This window comes from Bacillus sp. FSL R10-2201 (genome assembly GCF_038008665.1).
Lineage (GTDB): Bacteria > Bacillota > Bacilli > Bacillales > Bacillaceae_G > Bacillus_A > Bacillus_A mycoides.
Window position 1 is genome coordinate 2,432,428 of sequence record NZ_JBBOZP010000001.1, and the last position, 16,750, is coordinate 2,449,177.

General features: G+C 30.2%; 17 protein-coding genes and 1 pseudogene. 15 read left to right on the plus strand and 3 right to left on the minus strand.

The window, feature by feature from the left end; genetic code table 11:
- Window positions 1-187: 187 nt before the first annotated feature.
- The 4 genes and pseudogenes from NSQ69_RS12535 to NSQ69_RS12550 form a co-directional block, all read left to right on the plus strand.
- Window positions 188-544, plus strand: coding sequence for a hypothetical protein (locus tag NSQ69_RS12535; protein ID WP_002032241.1), 357 nt, complete (start codon window positions 188-190; stop codon window positions 542-544).
- Window positions 545-668: 124 nt separating this feature from the next.
- Window positions 669-1,181 (plus strand): GNAT family N-acetyltransferase, encoded by a 513-nt coding sequence (locus tag NSQ69_RS12540; RefSeq protein WP_002165757.1) that lies wholly within the window; start codon window positions 669-671, stop codon window positions 1,179-1,181.
- Window positions 1,182-1,230: 49 nt separating this feature from the next.
- A complete protein-coding gene (locus tag NSQ69_RS12545) occupies window positions 1,231-1,791 on the plus strand; it encodes a hypothetical protein (protein ID WP_002127500.1) in 561 nt (186 codons plus the stop codon).
- 20 nt (window positions 1,792-1,811) lie between these two features.
- A pseudogene (locus tag NSQ69_RS12550) lies at window positions 1,812-2,045 on the plus strand (DinB family protein); the annotation flags it as partial.
- Window positions 2,046-2,103: 58 nt separating this feature from the next.
- Here the strand turns inward: NSQ69_RS12550 and NSQ69_RS12555 are convergent.
- The 3 genes from NSQ69_RS12555 to NSQ69_RS12565 all read right to left on the minus strand — a co-directional run bounded on the left by NSQ69_RS12555 (window position 2,104) and on the right by NSQ69_RS12565 (window position 5,144).
- Entirely contained in the window at window positions 2,104-3,120 is a 1,017-nt protein-coding gene (locus NSQ69_RS12555; RefSeq protein ID WP_078203945.1) for a D-alanyl-D-alanine carboxypeptidase family protein, read from the minus strand.
- Window positions 3,121-3,301: 181 nt separating this feature from the next.
- Window positions 3,302-4,459, minus strand: a complete 1,158-nt coding sequence (locus tag NSQ69_RS12560) for a sensor histidine kinase (protein ID WP_341058694.1) — start codon at window positions 4,457-4,459, stop codon at window positions 3,302-3,304.
- Window positions 4,449-5,144 carry a response regulator transcription factor gene (locus tag NSQ69_RS12565; RefSeq protein ID WP_002016575.1) on the minus strand — a complete coding sequence of 232 codons (696 nt, stop codon included), beginning with the start codon at window positions 5,142-5,144 and terminating at the stop codon, window positions 4,449-4,451. The genes NSQ69_RS12560 and NSQ69_RS12565 overlap by 11 nt, the downstream gene beginning before the upstream one ends.
- A gap of 197 nt (window positions 5,145-5,341) precedes the next feature.
- On the opposite strand from NSQ69_RS12565, the gene yqeK reads away from it, so the two are divergent.
- From yqeK to NSQ69_RS12620, 11 genes are all read left to right on the plus strand, one after another.
- The gene (gene yqeK / locus NSQ69_RS12570) at window positions 5,342-5,950 is read left to right on the plus strand and encodes a bis(5'-nucleosyl)-tetraphosphatase (symmetrical) YqeK (RefSeq protein WP_002168331.1); all 609 of its coding nucleotides are present in this window, start codon (window positions 5,342-5,344) and stop codon (window positions 5,948-5,950) included.
- 13 nt (window positions 5,951-5,963) lie between these two features.
- Complete coding sequence (locus NSQ69_RS12575) at window positions 5,964-6,638, plus strand: DUF3885 domain-containing protein (RefSeq protein WP_078203944.1); 675 nt, start codon at window positions 5,964-5,966, stop codon at window positions 6,636-6,638.
- 24 nt (window positions 6,639-6,662) lie between these two features.
- Window positions 6,663-7,373, plus strand: coding sequence for a 5'-methylthioadenosine/S-adenosylhomocysteine nucleosidase (gene mtnN / locus NSQ69_RS12580; RefSeq protein WP_002016571.1), 711 nt, complete (start codon window positions 6,663-6,665; stop codon window positions 7,371-7,373).
- A 48-nt stretch (window positions 7,374-7,421) separates the two neighbouring features.
- Window positions 7,422-8,162, plus strand: coding sequence for a class I SAM-dependent methyltransferase (locus NSQ69_RS12585; protein ID WP_003189388.1), 741 nt, complete (start codon window positions 7,422-7,424; stop codon window positions 8,160-8,162).
- Window positions 8,163-8,189: 27 nt separating this feature from the next.
- Window positions 8,190-9,038, plus strand: coding sequence for a GNAT family N-acetyltransferase (locus tag NSQ69_RS12590; RefSeq protein WP_002127510.1), 849 nt, complete (start codon window positions 8,190-8,192; stop codon window positions 9,036-9,038).
- A 192-nt stretch (window positions 9,039-9,230) separates the two neighbouring features.
- Window positions 9,231-9,794 (plus strand): class I SAM-dependent methyltransferase, encoded by a 564-nt coding sequence (locus NSQ69_RS12595; RefSeq protein WP_033708111.1) that lies wholly within the window; start codon window positions 9,231-9,233, stop codon window positions 9,792-9,794.
- A 444-nt stretch (window positions 9,795-10,238) separates the two neighbouring features.
- Complete coding sequence (locus tag NSQ69_RS12600; RefSeq protein ID WP_262449455.1) at window positions 10,239-10,718, plus strand: SRPBCC family protein; 480 nt, start codon at window positions 10,239-10,241, stop codon at window positions 10,716-10,718.
- A 79-nt stretch (window positions 10,719-10,797) separates the two neighbouring features.
- Window positions 10,798-13,968 (plus strand): ATP-binding cassette domain-containing protein, encoded by a 3,171-nt coding sequence (locus tag NSQ69_RS12605; RefSeq protein ID WP_341099301.1) that lies wholly within the window; start codon window positions 10,798-10,800, stop codon window positions 13,966-13,968.
- 459 nt (window positions 13,969-14,427) lie between these two features.
- Window positions 14,428-14,769, plus strand: a complete 342-nt coding sequence (locus tag NSQ69_RS12610) for a PadR family transcriptional regulator (protein ID WP_002032268.1) — start codon at window positions 14,428-14,430, stop codon at window positions 14,767-14,769.
- A complete protein-coding gene (locus NSQ69_RS12615) occupies window positions 14,766-15,278 on the plus strand; it encodes a hypothetical protein (RefSeq protein ID WP_002168325.1) in 513 nt (170 codons plus the stop codon). Before NSQ69_RS12610 ends, NSQ69_RS12615 begins: the two co-directional genes overlap by 4 nt.
- Window positions 15,278-16,738 carry a serine hydrolase domain-containing protein gene (locus tag NSQ69_RS12620; protein WP_341099303.1) on the plus strand — a complete coding sequence of 487 codons (1,461 nt, stop codon included), beginning with the start codon at window positions 15,278-15,280 and terminating at the stop codon, window positions 16,736-16,738. The genes NSQ69_RS12615 and NSQ69_RS12620 overlap by 1 nt, the downstream gene beginning before the upstream one ends.
- Window positions 16,739-16,750: the final 12 nt, after the last annotated feature.

The following is a 16,750-nucleotide window of genomic DNA, read 5'->3' on the forward strand; positions in this document are numbered from 1 at the left end:
CGAACAAAGCCTATGTATATGTGAAGTAATAGGAAAAGGTGGTCCCTATTCAAGGAGCCGGCTTATTAAAAGTATAAATAAGAAGGTTTAGTACAAGTGTTTGTTTTTTTGTTTCTATGCTTTTGTCTCGTACACTTTTAAGCTATTGGACATACTTTACTAGTAGAAAGGATTAGGGGGTGAGGTTTTGGGTTCTCGATTTAATAATTGTAGAAAGAAATGTACTTGTAAGCATGATGATTGTTGGGACATTTTTGAAGAGTGTAAAAAGGAAAAGAATGAGAAATGTGACAGTTCTTGTGTACAAGGAATTAGAGATGAGCTTAAAAAATTAATTAATAAAACAGTGCGAATTAACACTGAAGGACGTACTTATATAGGTACTGTTTCTTCGGTAACTTGCGATGTTGTTAAGCTAGCTGCTATTCCTGGTTCAGTTGCAGCAATTATATCTCTTTGTAAAATTGAAGCAATTTTACCACCTGCTACAACTGTTACTGATGAGTTTGATTTTAACGGTGTTGACGTAGCAAATAAAGATTAATTATGCTTTATTGATGCTAAGCCATTCTTACGAATGGCTTTTTATTTTGTTTAAAAGGGAATATATTTTTCATATAGAAATAAATTTGAAGGTGTATAAAAGGTTGTGTGAAAGGAGAATGAGAGTGATCAAGCTGAAACAATTTACAAGAACTGATTTCAAACAATTAATAAATTGGATTAATTCCGAAGAATTTTTAATACAATGGTCGGGAAATGCATTCACATATCCTTTAAATGAACAGCAATTAGAGAAATATACAGAATGTGCAAACACACTGGCATTCAAAATAATGGATGAAGAGACTAAAGCAGTTATTGGTCATATTTCTCTTGGACAAATAGATAATATAAATAAGTCTGCTAGAATTGGAAAAGTGCTAGTTGGTAATACGAAAATGAGAGGGCGTTCTATAGGGAAACATATGATGAAAGCCGTACTTTGTATTGCTTTTGATGAATTAAAACTACATAGAGTAACTCTTGGTGTTTATGACTTTAATAAGTCAGCTATTTCTTGTTACGAAAAAATAGGTTTTGTAAAAGAAGGTTTATTAAGAGAGTCAAAAAGAGTAGGAGAAACGTATTGGAATTTATGGGAAATGAGTATGTTAGAATATGAATGGAACAATAAATAATAGTATTTTATAATTATATTATGTTAACAAAAGTGGTTTGGTGGGAATCGTGAATAAAAAAACAAAAATAATTTCAATTGCAGCTGTTTCAGGGGGCGGTAAAACTACCATTACAGAAAGTTTAGCTCATGAGTTGAAAAAATCAAAGGCTCTATATTTTGATAGATATAAATTTGATAACTGTCCGGTTGATATTTGCAAATGGATTGATGATGGAGCTAATTACGATGAATGGGTACTTACACCGCTAATGAATGATATTCAGCGTTCTATACAAGATAGTAGTTTAGATTATATTATTGTAGATTATCCTTTTGCATACTTAAATAGAGAAGTGGGACAATTCATTGATGTAACTATATTTATCGATACACCTTTAGATATTGCGATGGCTAGAAGAATTTTGAGAGATTTTAAAGAAGATACAATGAGTGAAATACATAATAATTTGAAACATTACATGACACATGCGAGAAAAGCTTATTTAGAGGCAATTCATACTGTTAAGCCGAATTCGGATATTGTATTGGATGGATCTTTATCTATAAGTGAAATAATTGATCAAATAATAGAGGAACTTAATCGAAGAGAAGTGATTGTGAATGGTTAAATGTATAAAACGATATGTACAAGTCATTATCTGATTTATATAGACGAGAATTAGATAACTTTTTGCAGTTATGGTCTGGCGACTTCGAATCAAAAATATTGAAAGCTTCATGGACAGATAAAACATATAAATACGGTGAAGTTTTAATGCATGTAATTGTACATGAAATTCATCATATTGGTCAGATATCTATATGGGCAAGAGAATTAAATCTTCAGCCCGTTTCAGCGAATTTAGTTGGAAGAGGATTGTAGATTTAGAAACCGACTTGCAGTGTAAACGCAAGTCGGTTTTTATATATAAGAAGATTTCTTAATTAAAATCCTCGGCTTTTTTTTGACGTATATATAAAAACATTAAGATTGTAATGATGAAAAAGATCATAATCATTTGTATGATTAAATTTTTAAACTGAAACAATATTGTCCAAGATGTAACAGCATCTTTAAAAGCTTGGAGTGCAGAGTACGAGGAAGGATCAAAACCGTACTGAAGTAACTTTTTTGTTTCAATAAAAGTACTGTTTTCATCACCGGCGTCTAATATTACTGAAATAAGTCTAGTATCTCCTCGTGTGGCTGTACTGACAAAACTATAATTACCATTAGTTGAAAAACTAGTTTGTAAGCCGTCAACACCTTGGAGTTTAATGTTTTTATTAAGGGAATATATCATTTTATTTGTATTGAAAACTTTTGAATCTTTGAAGGTAAATTGGTAAGAGGTTAGTTTCGTAACATTCAATACATCTGGAAAGTCTTTTACTAATTGTGTTGCTAGTTTAGCGACGTCTATCGATGTTGTAGTTGATTGTTTATTCGTATCGTTATTAATTCCAGTAGCATTTAGAAACGAGGATGGTTGTGATAACTTTAGTTGTTTTGCTTTGTCATTCATTAAAAGTGTAAAGTTATCTTCGTTTCCAGCAATGTGTTCTGCAAGGGCAAGTGCGGAACGATTATTCCCTGTCAAAAACAATGCATGAAGTAAATCACGAACCGTCGTTTTATCTTTCGAAGTTACTTGTATAGGACTCGTTTCTGCTCGGAAAACTTCGTTACTTATTTTTACTAATTCATCTAACTGTATTTTTCCTTCATTCAGTTGTTCCAGTACGATATACTCTGTCATTAATTTAGATAAAGTAGCTGATTGTATAGGAGTTTCTTCATTTTTTTTATAAACAATCTCACCAGAATTAGTATCTATTAAAATAGCTGATTTAGCTTGAATAATTGGACCATTTACATAAAGATAAAAATATAAAACGATAAGTGCAGTAATAAGAAAAGATAATAATAAAACTGTTATTTTTTTTAAGAATTGCATTAGCGATCCTCCTACTATTACATCAATAATATTATTGTAAAAAGGAATGCTTAATTAGGAAGAAAGAAAAGGTAAAGAATTTCTAAAGAATTATAAAGGATTATTAAATTTTGGATATTGATGGAATATAAAAGGTTCAATTTTTTATATGATAAAAAATTGAACCTATAAATATGTGGTATTAAGCTTTATAAGGGAGTAATTTTACAGTGAAAGTTGTTTTTTTATCATCGCTATATACTTCAATTGTTCCTTTATGCAATTCAACAATACTTTTTGCAATTGCTAATCCGAGCCCAGATCCACCAGTGTTTGTTGAACGTGATTTTTCAACACGATAAAAACGTTCAAAAATATGAGGTAAATCAGTACTAGGGATAGGTTGTCCGTAATTTGTTATATCAATTGTAATCATGTTATTGCTTTCGTAAGCGGTAATATCAATATGATCTCCATCATTTCCATAAGTAATAGCGTTTATGATTAGATTTTCAAACACACGTACTAATTTATCCCCATCAGCTAGTACCATTAGCTTTTGAGATGGGAAAGAAGGGCGACATTCAATATTAGCTTCTTGAAGCTGTATCCGAAATTGGACAGTTAATTGTCCAATCAATTCTACAATATCAATGGGAGCAGAATATAAACTTAACTCTTTATTTTGAACGCGTGTATATTCAAACAAGTCATTCATTAATGCATTAAGACGAGTTACTTTATCGTAAATGACTTGAATATAGTATCGTAATTCTACTTCATCTCTATAATTATCATGATGGATTAAATTTACGTATCCAACTATAGATGTAAGAGGGGTTCGTAAGTCATGTGATACATTTGTAATAAGTTCGCTTTTTGCTTGTTCTGCCTGTCTTTCTTCATCAATCGAAACTTTTAATTGCTCAATAATTTGATTGACCCCAGTTGCCAGTTCTTCTAAATAATTATGGTGTACGATGGAAACTTTATGATTAAAGTTTCCACTTGCAATATACCGAATCTCTTCAATCATTTTTTTTATACAAGTTTCATAGTAAACCTTTCTTTCATGACGATAAAAAATGTATAAATAGGATGAGAAAATAGAAAATAAAAACAAATAAGATACAATCATCATCCATAAAGACTCTTTTAATCCAATATATTTTTCATGGCCAAAAATTCTAATGAATTCTTTTCCTAGTTCGCTTAGAGTAAGTGAACTCTCAATTACACTCGTTACGAGGCGAAATATAATTAATTCGGTAATTGGTGTAAGAGTGATAGCTAATAAAAGCCAAAAAATAAGCTTCCACTTTGGTATATCTTTTAATATATCAAATGCTTCATTTCTCAATTTTATATCCTACTCCCCAAACCGTATGAATTAGTTTTTCACCATTCATTACGGTTTCAAGTTTATCGCGTAAATTACTAATATGGACCATTACCGTTTTATTAGAACCATAACCGTCTTCATTCCAAACTCGTTCGAATATCTCTTCAGAGCTAAATACTCTTCCAGTATTACTCGCTAGTAAATATAAAATATCAAATTCGATAGAGGTGAGTTTAATATATTCTCCATTTACTTTAACAGTATGATTATGTTTATGTATTTCAACAGAACGAATACGAATAATACCATCTTCATTCTTTTGGGAAGTAGCATTTTGGAAAGAGGATCTTCGTAATAAAGCCTTCACTCTAGCCACTAATTCTAGTGGATTAAACGGTTTAATCATATAATCATCTGCGCCGGTCATAAGTCCTAAAATTTTATCCATATCTTCAGCCTTTGCACTAAGCATAAGGATAGGTACAGTATTATTTTCACGCACTTCTTGACAAACTTCCAATCCGTTTCGTTTTGGCATCATAATATCTAAAAGCATAAGGTCAACTTCATATGTACATATCATTTGTAATGCTTCATCACCATCATAAGCTTTATAAATGTTATAGCCTTCATTTCGTAAATAAACAGCCAGTAATTCTACAATATCTTTATCATCATCAATAATTAATATGTTTTTATTCATTTTATAGTTAGTTCCTTTCCTTACAATTAATCAACATTACTATAATATCAAACATTTATGTATTTTGTAGTAATGTTTCTACATAAAATTTCATGTATCGTATTAAAAAGGAATTAAAACATTCATAACGAATATAAAATAAGAAGGATATTTAAACTCCACATTATACTGAAAGATAGTTATAAGGGGGACTTGCTATGTTATATAATGATATATATTCATTTACTCCAACTGGAAAAATAGAAAATGATATTAAAGCTTTTCTATTAAAATACAATAAAGAATTTACATATAAACATTCAATTCGTGTGGCAAATGAGGCGAGAAAAATTGCGGGAATATTTTATGAAGATGAAGAAAAAGCAGCGATTGCAGGGTGTTTACATGATATTAGTGCAATCTTTCCGAATGAGGAGCGGATTGCAGTTGCTGAAGAATTTGGCATAGAAATATTACAAGAAGAACGAGAGTTTCCAATGATTATTCATCAAAAATTATCGAGTGTAATTGCAAAAGAGATATTCAAAATAGAGGATGAAGAAGTTTTAAATGCAATCAGTTGCCACACTACGTTGCATAAACATGCAACGAAGATGGATTTAGTATTATTTATTGCTGATAAATTAGAATGGGATCAAATAGGGACACCGTCATATTTAATTGAGGTAAAAAAAGGATTGGAAAAATCTTTGGAACATGCTGCTTTTGTATATATTTCATATTTGTGGGAAAGAAAATATACATTAAAAGTCATACACCCGTGGTTAGAAGAAGCATATTGGTATTTAAAAGAAATTGTAGAGTAGAAAGGGTATAAAAATGCAATTTAAAGAATATATGAATCAAACATTCCCAGGAGTTACGTTAGTACCGTCCATATACTTTCAGTGGGAAAATCATCTTCATTTTGATTTTGGGAAAGATAAATATCAATTCAAAGAAGATGGTAACACGTATAATATGGAATATTTTACACAACTATATAGGTATAATAAAAGTCTATTTAAAGATATATTTTCAAAAGAAGATACCGTCTTTTTAGTCACAAATGTTTATCGATTTAAACAGGAAAATATAAAAAATGCGCAGAAAATAAATGTATACAATAGGTTTATTAAAAAGAGGGATTTAAAGTTTCATATAAGACAAGAAACATTCCCTTTTCTATTTGAGGATGAAGAAGCTGACTTATATTGTACATATCAATTTTCTTTAAAATGTCTTGCTGAAGATATTAAATATGAACCGCTTATTCAAGCAGCTAATCATGAAGATTTCCCTGACCTACGTCCACGTCTAGGGCGAAAAAAAGAAATTTCACATCCAGATGTATTTTTTATAAATGTAACAAAGGATATTATCATGTTTATTTATGATGATAGAGGATGTGGAGTAATTGCGAAGAATAAAGAAAAGATACGGGATTTATATGAGAAGTATAAAGAGTGGATACCAGAATATGAACGAGAGAGTATAGATGACTTATTTACATGAAAATAGGAGGAAGTGAAGTGTGTAATGAAAAGGATCGCAATTGTATCTGCATGGGAACCAGAGCTTACGTATTTGCATCAACATTATCCAAGTGAGCGTGTAGAAAAAATAGCAGCTTGGGAATTTCATTTTCATTCTATTAATGAATTAGAAGTTATTTCAGTTGTAACTGGTGTCGGTAAAGTAAGTTGTGCTAGTTGTGTACAACTATTAATAAGTGAATTCCAGCCAGACCAGTTATTTATGACAGGGATTTGCGGAAGTTTATCAGATAAGGTGAAAAATGGACACATCGTTGTAGCTCTTAATACTTTGCAGCATGATGTTACAGCGGCTGGTTCAGGAGAAGATAGTTTTAATCTATATGATGGTAGAACAGCACCTATTGAAACAACTAAATCACTCGTAAAACGAATGAAGAAATTGCGTTCGTATGACCCGGTCCATTTTGGTACATTTCTATCTGGAGATCAACGTATTCGAAGTTCAGAAATGAGGTATTTACTTCATACTGTATACGGTGCTTTAGCCGTTGATCAAGAAGTGGCAGCATTTGCTTATGTATGTCGTGTAAATAACAAACCATTTCTATGTTTAAAAGCTGCCTCAGATCAAGCGAATGACAAAACGAAAGAAGAACAAAAGGTTTTTAAAATGTTAGCATGTGAACGAGCGTGTGAGCATTTAATTACTTTTTTACGTGTTTATGAGATTACTGTAGTTAACAATAGATAACAAGAGGGGGAATATCCCGCTCATTTCAAATTAAGAGGTGAATTATAATTGCATACGTATTATGGAGAACTTTGTACAAAGATATATGAAAGTGATAAATCAATTGCAGCCGGAAAAGAATTGGATTTTTATCTTTCTTTTGCAAAAGATAAAAATATACATGTGTTAGAACCAATGTGCGGAAATGGTAGAATGTTAATTCCCTTTATGCAAAATGGTGTGAATATAGAAGGGTTTGATATTTCGAAAGATATGCTTAAAGTTTGTAAAGATAAAGCAGAAAAATTAAACTTAAAACCGGTTGTGTCACAAGGAAGAATAGAAGAATATCATAGTGATAAAAAATACGATCTTATTATGATTCCTATCGGTTCATTTTCACTTTTACCAAATAATTTAGTAGACAATAGTCTTCAAAATATGAAAAACAACTTAAAGGAAAATGGCAAATTACTTCTGACAATTGTACAAGGTGGAAGTGAGACAGAACAAATTTTAGATTGGATAGAGACAAATAGAAAAGAAATTAACAATGAATTAATTGTTGAGTATAGAAAAGTTTCATATGATAAGGCGCAAAAACTTCTAAATATTATACTGAAATATGAAATCATTCATGATGAGAAAATAAAAGAAACTGAGATTATGGATTTTCCTATAAGACTATATGATTTAAAAGAATTTGAAAATATACTTATTACTAATGGGTTTAGTCAAATTGTTGTTCATGAAATAAAAGATGGATATGGTGAAGGTAATTCATTTCATGTATTTGAATGCAGTTTATAACAAGTCAAAGCGGGGGATTATACTTATATGATTCAATACAAAAGATGTAGTGAAGTAAGTATAGATTTAGTGTATAAAGCTTTTAAGGATGGATTTTCAGATTACATCATTAAACTGGAAGTTTCAAAAGAAGATTTTATAAAAAGATTTTTTGGGCCAGAAGGGAATTCGCTAGAACACTCCTTTCTTGCTTTAGACGGTGACGAATGTGTTGGTGTAATACTTGGTGGTATTAAGGTATATGAAAGTATAAAAACAATGCGCTGCGGAACATTAGCTGTTCATCCAGAATTTCGAGGCATTGGTGTAAGTCAAAAGTTATTTGGGTTACATAAAGAAGAAGCGACACAAAATAAATGTAAGCAGCTTTTTCTTGAAGTTATTGTAGGAAACGATCGGGCGATTCATTTTTATAACAAATTAGGTTATGAAAAAGTATATGATCTTTCTTATTATAATTTAAATGATTTAACTAAAATAATGAATAAAGGTAATAAAAATATTGAAGTAAAACAATTAGAATTTCCAACATTTAAAGTTGAGATTCAGAAATGGTTAAACTTCCATATAAATTGGCAAAATGATATTAATTATATCGAAAAAACAAATCATACATTTTACGGTGCATATTTCGATAATGATCTAAAAGGTACTGTATGTATAAATGAACAAGGTAAAATTAGTTTTATTTTCATAGACAAAGACTATAGAAATATTGGTGTTGGGACGAAATTATTACAGGTAGCAAGTGAAGAATTAAAGTTATCAAGTTTATCAATTGGGTTTCCAAACAACAATTTACTGGAAGGGTTTTTAAAGAAATCTGGATTTGAAAAGAATTCTTTAGCACAATATGAAATGTATTTATTGCTATAAAAAGCGGAAGGAATTATTCTTTTCGCTTTTTATTTTGCACTATAAACGTTTTTGCTGTATGTGGGAGGATAAGTAAAAACAACAGAAGTTTTGTTACCTATCTTATTGAGCTAACTGGCACTTTAGTTGAAAAAGGAAAATGTATAGTAAACATAGAATATATTAATACATTAAAAGATTTATGAGGTGAAAGTGATGGCAATTAAGCAAGACGAAATTAAAGTAGTAGTCGGAGCTGGAGTATTTAATAATAATCCAGGTTGGGTTCAAACGCAAGAAGATGAACTTAATTTACTAGACAATACCACTTGGGAAGAAAGATTTGAATACAATTCCATTTCAGCTATTTTAGCAGAGCATGTATGGGAACATCTTACTTTTGAAGAAGGTGTAAAAGCAGCTGAAATTTGTTATAAATTTTTAAAGCCATCAGGTCATATTCGGTGCGGAGTCCCAGATGCATTTTTCCGAGATGAAACCTACCAAAATATAGTTCAAATAGGCGGACCTGGCCCGAAAGACCACCCAGCTGCAAGTCATAAAATCGTTCATAATTATAAAACATTAACGAAAATGTTTGAAACCGCTGGATTAGAGGTAGTTTTACTTGAACATTGTGATGAAAATGGTCAATTTTATTACAATGAATGGGATGCAAACGATGGTGTTATTTTCCGTTCGAAAAGGTATGATTCTAGAAATCGAGGCGATAAACTTGGTTTTCCATCGCTAATTGTTGACGCGATTAAAAGGTAAGTCATTCACCTAGAATAGGTGTTAGTTCTATCAGTTCATGAGTCGCAAATGCGGCTTTTTTTATTTGTTTTGTAAACCTACGTTTAGCAAGGAATTAGACATACATAATAAGTGATTTTGAACATACATAACTTGATTTGAATACTATATTAGCTCTTATTAACACCATTTATCTTAAAGGAAATTGCTTTTAAATATTTAATGGAAATATCATATAAAGTAAATAAATCAACGTTTTCTCATGTTGAATTTTTTTGCGGAAATGTTGAGGTACGCCTATTGTAATAAACACATGGAGAGAATATATGATAAATCAATCAATGTTCAAGATACCATTCACACATTAAATTAATATTTCATTGCCATAGAGATTTCTTTTATACATAAATTCGTGTAAAATAAAACAGGAACATACATTCTATACAAGAGTAGGAGGAAATAAATATGTTAGCTCAAATAGAGAAACAAGCTGATGGCTATATTATAAAATTTGAACGCCAATTTCCCAATACAATAGAGGAAGTTTGGTCTGTTTTAACTGAAAACAGCAAGCTTAAAAAATGGATGTCTAATTTACAGATTGAAAACCTTAAAACAGGTGGAATTATAAAGTTCGACATGATGGATGGTTCATTTTTAAATATTGATATTTTAGAGTGCCAACTAAATTCAGTACTTGAATTCACATGGGATAAAGATCGTGTCCGATTTGAAATACATAAAGAGGAAAATGGTTCTCTTTTACTACTTAAAGAATATATTCATGAATTAACTGATCATACACCAAAAGATATAGCTGGTTGGCATATTTGTCTTGACCTTTTTTCTTCAGTTTTAGAAGAGGAAGAGAAGGAATTTTCTAAAAACGAATGGCAACAATGGTTCGAAAAATACAAGGATAAGATTCAAGAAGTGAGAGGGTAATTGTATAATAGGTAATATTCATTATGTAATTATTATATTGTAAAAATGATTTTGTGGAAAAATAAGAATAGAGGTTAATATGAAAGTAAATCAATTAATTGCTAATAACATAAATAAACTTGATACTGTTATTCCGTTTAATAAATCACTTGGTATTGCTGGTTTATCTGGATCTGGAAAAACAACTCTTTGTCAAACAATTGGTGAAGAATCAAAGAAGCGTCTAGTTTCCTTATTGCCAAAGGCTGAATATCAATATTTATTTCCTAATATTATGGAAACTAATTTTAGTGCAATTAAAATGGAAGAAATGCCTTTAGTACTTTTTTTAGGGAAATCATCAATTTCTTCCAATCCGCGTTCGACGATTGGTACTCATACAGGTGTTTTTAAAGAGATTCGTGAAAAATTAGCGGAAGAATTTAATCTTTCTCCTGAAGTCTTTTCATTTAATAATCAATTAGGTTGGTGTGCTGGCTGTAAAGGGCGTGGTACTACTAAAAATATTGAGTGTAAAAAATGTAAGGGGAAACGTTATAGTGAAGAAGTTGAACAACGTACTATTGAGTTATTTGCTGAATCACATACAATTTCGGATATTAACGATTTAAGTGTTGAATCTATTCTTTCACTAGCAGAAGAATTAAATATTAGTGAAGCAAAACAACATATACTGCAAAATATTATCAATATGAACATTGGTTATTTAACATTAAATCGAATTATGGGTACGTTGTCAGGTGGAGAATTAACACGACTTTACTTAGCTGAATTCATGGCAGTAAGTGAAAATGCTGTAATTATTATTGATGAGATTTCCGTGGGGCTTGATCACGAAACATTATTACAAATATTAGAAGAGATCGAAAAATTAGGGTACAAAAATCAAATTTGGCTCATTGATCATTCAGATACAGTACTGGATACAACGGATGAGCAAATGTTCTTCGGACCTGGTAGTGGAAAATATGGTGGAAAAATCGTAAAAGAATCACCAAGGCCAAAGCCAATACTATCGGAACGAAATTACAAAATGCCAACAGAATATTATACATTCCATGAATTATATTGCCGAAATATCCAAATGACTGAGTTTCAGATTCCTAAAAATAGACTTGTAACTGTTACAGGAGAGTCTGGATGCGGGAAATCTACACTTGTCAATGAGTGTTTAGCTAAAGATTTCTTGAAACGATATCCAAAAGATAAACTAGTTATGGTAGGGCAAGATCGAAACCAATCGATTACAAGTCGATCAACTGTAGCAACTTTCTTAGATATTAAAAAGAAACTGACAAAGTATAGTGAAGAAATTGATGATATTTTTGAGCGCTCAATTGAGGATATTATTGATGAAATTCCAAACGAAGATATTGCGTATAAACGCTTGAGCCTACTAATCAAATTAGGACTGGGCTATTTAACATTAGAACGAAAAACACAAACATTATCAACGGGTGAATTTCAATGTGTTCATTTAGTTTCTGAGTTATTTGCAAAAACAAGAAATCCACATACATTGTTTATTTTTGATGAGCCTTCAAAAGGTTTATCGCAAAATATTTTAAATCAATTTATAGATAGTGTTAGAGGGATATTACAAGATGAATCAGTCTCTATCATAATGATTGAGCATAACAGTTACATGCTAGAAAGTTCTGATTATATTGTCGATTTTGGGAAAAGACAGCTTAAATCTATAGAGCATCTTGATGTAGTAAGTCATGATGATTATTATCGTCAAAAAAGCAGTGTGAATAATGCTGAGCAAATACATATTTCTTCAACACTGAATCAACAAAATGGAATTAATTACTTAGAAGAAAATCATATTGATTATTTTAAAAATGCAGAAAACATCTATAAGGGTGGCATATTAAAAAGCTTATCATCAATGGCTCGTTTAATTTACGGTGAATACGAATCTGATACAATTGCACCTGTAGTTGCTATTGATCTCGAAAGACATTTGTATAGTCAATATAGTTTCTTATATGAAATTGGTGGATTGATCAATCATATTGTAGCTGCTCATCCGACTAATAAAGATACGAGAAGCTTCGATTTCTATTCTCAGGATAATCATTGCCCATCATGTTCGGGACGTCTTCAAATTGAAGTTTTTGATAAAGAAATTACAATTCAAGATAAAAATGTTCCATTTTGGGATGGTCTATTCGATCCGGAAATCATGAAAGTATTAAAATTTTATCAATATGAAAAAATAGAATTTCTATTTGAAGAAATTAAAAATGAGCTTGGTCATGATTTGTCAAAGAGCTATAATGATATGTCTGAGGAAGAAAAACATACATTTTGGTACGGCTATTTTGATAAGTCCTTTTATGATAAGAAAGGAAAGACACGTAGAACATGGGTAGGATTTAATACAATTATTGGCGGATATATTGTTATTTCAAAAGCAGCTATTAAAGAAGATATTAAGACTTCTAAAGAAATGATGACATGTCCAATTTGTGAGGCAACTGTATTAAATCACCAAAAATCGCTTAAATTTGGAGATACAGATATTCGTGAAATTATCAATCAGCCGCTTAATGAAATAATAAAAATTGTAGGAGATTTACCTGTACTCATCAAATTGAAATCTATCGTAGGTGACAATATGATTATGACAGAAGATGTCTCGTTACTGCCTAGGAAAACACAAGTTGCACTGAAAATGTTTGAATTAGAACAAGCAAGCTTTTCAAACTATGAAATGGTGTTACAAAATGTTTTACCATTCTGGAGCCAAATTAAAGGTAATATCGAATCAATCAGCAATAATAATAAGGTGACTATTTGTGATTTCCAAAATATCAATGAAACAAGAGAAACTATCATAGATAAGTATTTCACAAATGGAAAATATAAAAAATTAACATATGTGTATGAAGCATTTGGTTATAAAAAATTAGTTACCCAAATTAATAAAATTAAAAAAAGCAACCCATGTCCATTCTGTAACGGAAAAAAAGTTATAACCGAGGATAATCTACATGATGGCGTGTTTAAATTAACAATTCCATGTATAACTTGTAATGCAAGTGGTATTAATGATGAAGGGCTTAAAGAAATTGTTGATGGCATAGATGTACAAACATGGTTAACTGGAAAAGTTAGTGATGTTGTGGATGAAAGCTTACGAACTGAGGATGTTCCAGACATTCTAATATTTAATCGAATTCGTGAGTTGAATAAGCGAGAAATGATGGCAGTTTATGAATGTCTTGAGAAAAATAATTAAATTAAGAAGAATAAAAAATAGTGGTCAGTTAGGGATTAAAAACTCATTTGCAATAATCTGCAAATGAGTTTTTATGTTGAAGAAGAGTTTCTTTAAACGTGTTAAGGTGGATAGATAATAGAGCAAGAAAAATCTATTTGTAATACCAATATAAATTATTCTTAAATTTTAAACTGAAAGGTATTACAGGTTGGCATTTATGTTTAAGTTTTGTTAGTCTTTCTAAGATGTAAATACATTTATCATTTATCTGTGAGAGTTAGTTTTAAATCGTTAATTATGATCATTTATTATATAATTATTGACGTATAAAAATGTTTTTTTTGGATAATAATTTAGGTTATTTGGATAATAACAAAAAATATGCTACTTTTTTAGTAATTGTATAATTATTAGAATTTTTAAATTTAACAGAAATATATACTTGAATGAAGTATATATTTCTGTTAAATTTATCCTATGGACAAAACAAGTTTAATTAAAGGTCATTTAGAAATGTGTGTGTTATCTATTTTGTCGAAAAAGAAAAGTTATGGTTATGAAATTATGAAAGAACTTGAAGTACACAATTTAAAATTGAAAGGAGTAGGAAGTATTTACCCTATTTTAACTAAGTTAAAAAATCAAGAGTGGGTAAATACTTATCAAGAAGTAACAGACAGTGGTAAAGTTAGAATCTATTATGAAATTAATGAAAACGGGAAAATACGTCTTGAGAAGAAAATTAATGAGTGGTTAGAATTACAATCTGATATTCAAACATTATTAAAAAGTGGTTTGAAAGGAGACCTTCTGAAATGAGGAATGAATTAAACGGTAAAGAAAATCAATTTTTAACTGACGTACTTAAGGAATTAAAGCAATACGATATCAGCTTAGAAGAAAGGGAAAATATTAAGCAACAAATATTAGAGCATATTCAAGAATGTCGTGAAAATGGGGAGGATAGTATAAATGATCTAGGTACGCCTCAATTATTTGTTCAAGATTTTTTAGAAATAAATGAAATTGACCTACAAGTTAAAATGAGGCAACTTCAAAATGAAAAGGGAAATTCGAGCACATTTATCTTAGGTGGCATATTCATCGCAGTTATTACTTACCTCATCTCACAAACTACACTTTCACTATTTTTAACTGAATCATTTAACGGAACTAATAGCAAAAATACATTTAATTATAATCTTTTATATCGTATAGCAGAGAATCAATGGTGGAACTATGTATTAATAATGTTTAGTTTTACGCTCTCTATATTAGTATTTATTAGCCTAGTAAGTTATAAAAAAAGAAAGCTATCTAAAGTATAATGAAGATAACTATCTATAAACTATTTCAAATTTGTATTCTTTGTAATGTATTAATATTATGTATCGTACATCCAAAAGTTTATGCTCAGCAAAATATTAAAGTTACATTAGATAAGTATATTGAAAAATTTATAAAGGAACAGAACATTCCTGGAGCTTCCGTTGCAATTGTACATCATAAAGATGTATTCTTTACAAAAACATGGGGGATTACTGGGGAGTCTGAAAAAAAGGTAACTAGTAAAACCCCATTTGCGATTGGCTCAATAAGTAAATCTTTAACAGCTTTAGCTATAGTCAAGTTAATAGAAGATAAAAAAATAAAATTAGAGGATTCAGTTCAACAACATCTTCCTTGGTTTAAAGTAAAAGATAATCAATCGGCCTCAAATATAACAATCCAACAGCTACTAACACATTCAAGTGGAATGAGTACCTATGAAGGTTTAGCATTATCAGATAAGCAATCAAAGACTACTACGGCTATAAAAGAAAATGTAATGAAACTGTCGAATGTAACATTAACTGCTCCCCCAGGACAAAAATATCAATATAGTAATGCAAATTATCTCGTTCTTGGTGCGCTTATTGAGGAAGTTTCAAAAGAGACATACTCTACTTATATGGAGAAGCAAATTTTTCAGCCATTAAGAATGAATGGTGCAGCAGCAAATAGTGAAGAGTCTTATAAAAAGGGTTATTTAACAGGTTATCAATCATGGTTTGGAATACCAAGAAAAAGTACGGTGTCGTATGATAATGGTGGGACACCATATGGATATATTACAGCAAATCTAGAAGATATGATTCAATTCATTAAGTTTTTGAATCACCAAGAGCATACACAATTTTTAAATAAAGATAGTATGGATCTTTATTTATCTCCATTATATAAAATAGATTCAGCGAAATATTATGGTTTTGGACTGAGGACAACAAATATAAATGGAAACGAAAAGATGGTTTGGCATTCAGGCTCAACTCCTGATTCACATGCAGAAATATTTATTTTAAATGAAACTGGCTGGGGTGTTGTGATTTTAACGAATAAAAATCATGTTTTAGAAGAAGCATCACTACCAGAATTTAAAAAAGGGATTATTAATATTTTGAATGGTGAAGAACCGGTTGATATACCAAGAAATATACCAATAGTTCAAATTGTTATGTCAATATTAATATTCGCACTTTTTATTACAGCAATTATGTTAATAATAAAGTATAAACGTAAGAAAATTTGTAAAAAAATGACCTGGCTTTTTCTAGGGAGTTTATTTCTAATATTATCTATTACTTTAATTCCACTTCTTATTTATAGTACAAATTCACCGTGGCAGACGATTAAAATGTTTTCTGCAGATGTAGCGTTGCTCATTAGTATTATAGTTACTTTATTGAATGTAAATGGATTAATATCAATATATATTGCGTTAAAAAGTGAATTGGTAAATAAGTCGTAAGAGCTTTTAATT

Excerpts from the sequence above, each read along its gene's own strand:
- yqeK (WP_002168331.1), top strand. The coding sequence starts at position 5,342 with ATGTTATATAATGATATATATTCATTTACTCCAACTGGAAAAATAGAA.
- NSQ69_RS12565 (WP_002016575.1), bottom strand. The coding sequence starts at position 5,144 with ATGAATAAAAACATATTAATTATTGATGATGATAAAGATATTGTAGAA.
- NSQ69_RS12575 (WP_078203944.1), top strand. The coding sequence starts at position 5,964 with ATGCAATTTAAAGAATATATGAATCAAACATTCCCAGGAGTTACGTTA.
- NSQ69_RS12620 (WP_341099303.1), top strand. The coding sequence starts at position 15,278 with ATGAAGATAACTATCTATAAACTATTTCAAATTTGTATTCTTTGTAAT.
- NSQ69_RS12605 (WP_341099301.1), top strand. The coding sequence starts at position 10,798 with ATGAAAGTAAATCAATTAATTGCTAATAACATAAATAAACTTGATACT.
- NSQ69_RS12600 (WP_262449455.1), top strand. The coding sequence starts at position 10,239 with ATGTTAGCTCAAATAGAGAAACAAGCTGATGGCTATATTATAAAATTT.
- NSQ69_RS12590 (WP_002127510.1), top strand. The coding sequence starts at position 8,190 with ATGATTCAATACAAAAGATGTAGTGAAGTAAGTATAGATTTAGTGTAT.
- NSQ69_RS12615 (WP_002168325.1), top strand. The coding sequence starts at position 14,766 with ATGAGGAATGAATTAAACGGTAAAGAAAATCAATTTTTAACTGACGTA.
- NSQ69_RS12555 (WP_078203945.1), bottom strand. The coding sequence starts at position 3,120 with ATGCAATTCTTAAAAAAAATAACAGTTTTATTATTATCTTTTCTTATT.
- NSQ69_RS12610 (WP_002032268.1), top strand. The coding sequence starts at position 14,428 with ATGGACAAAACAAGTTTAATTAAAGGTCATTTAGAAATGTGTGTGTTA.
- mtnN (WP_002016571.1), top strand. The coding sequence starts at position 6,663 with ATGAAAAGGATCGCAATTGTATCTGCATGGGAACCAGAGCTTACGTAT.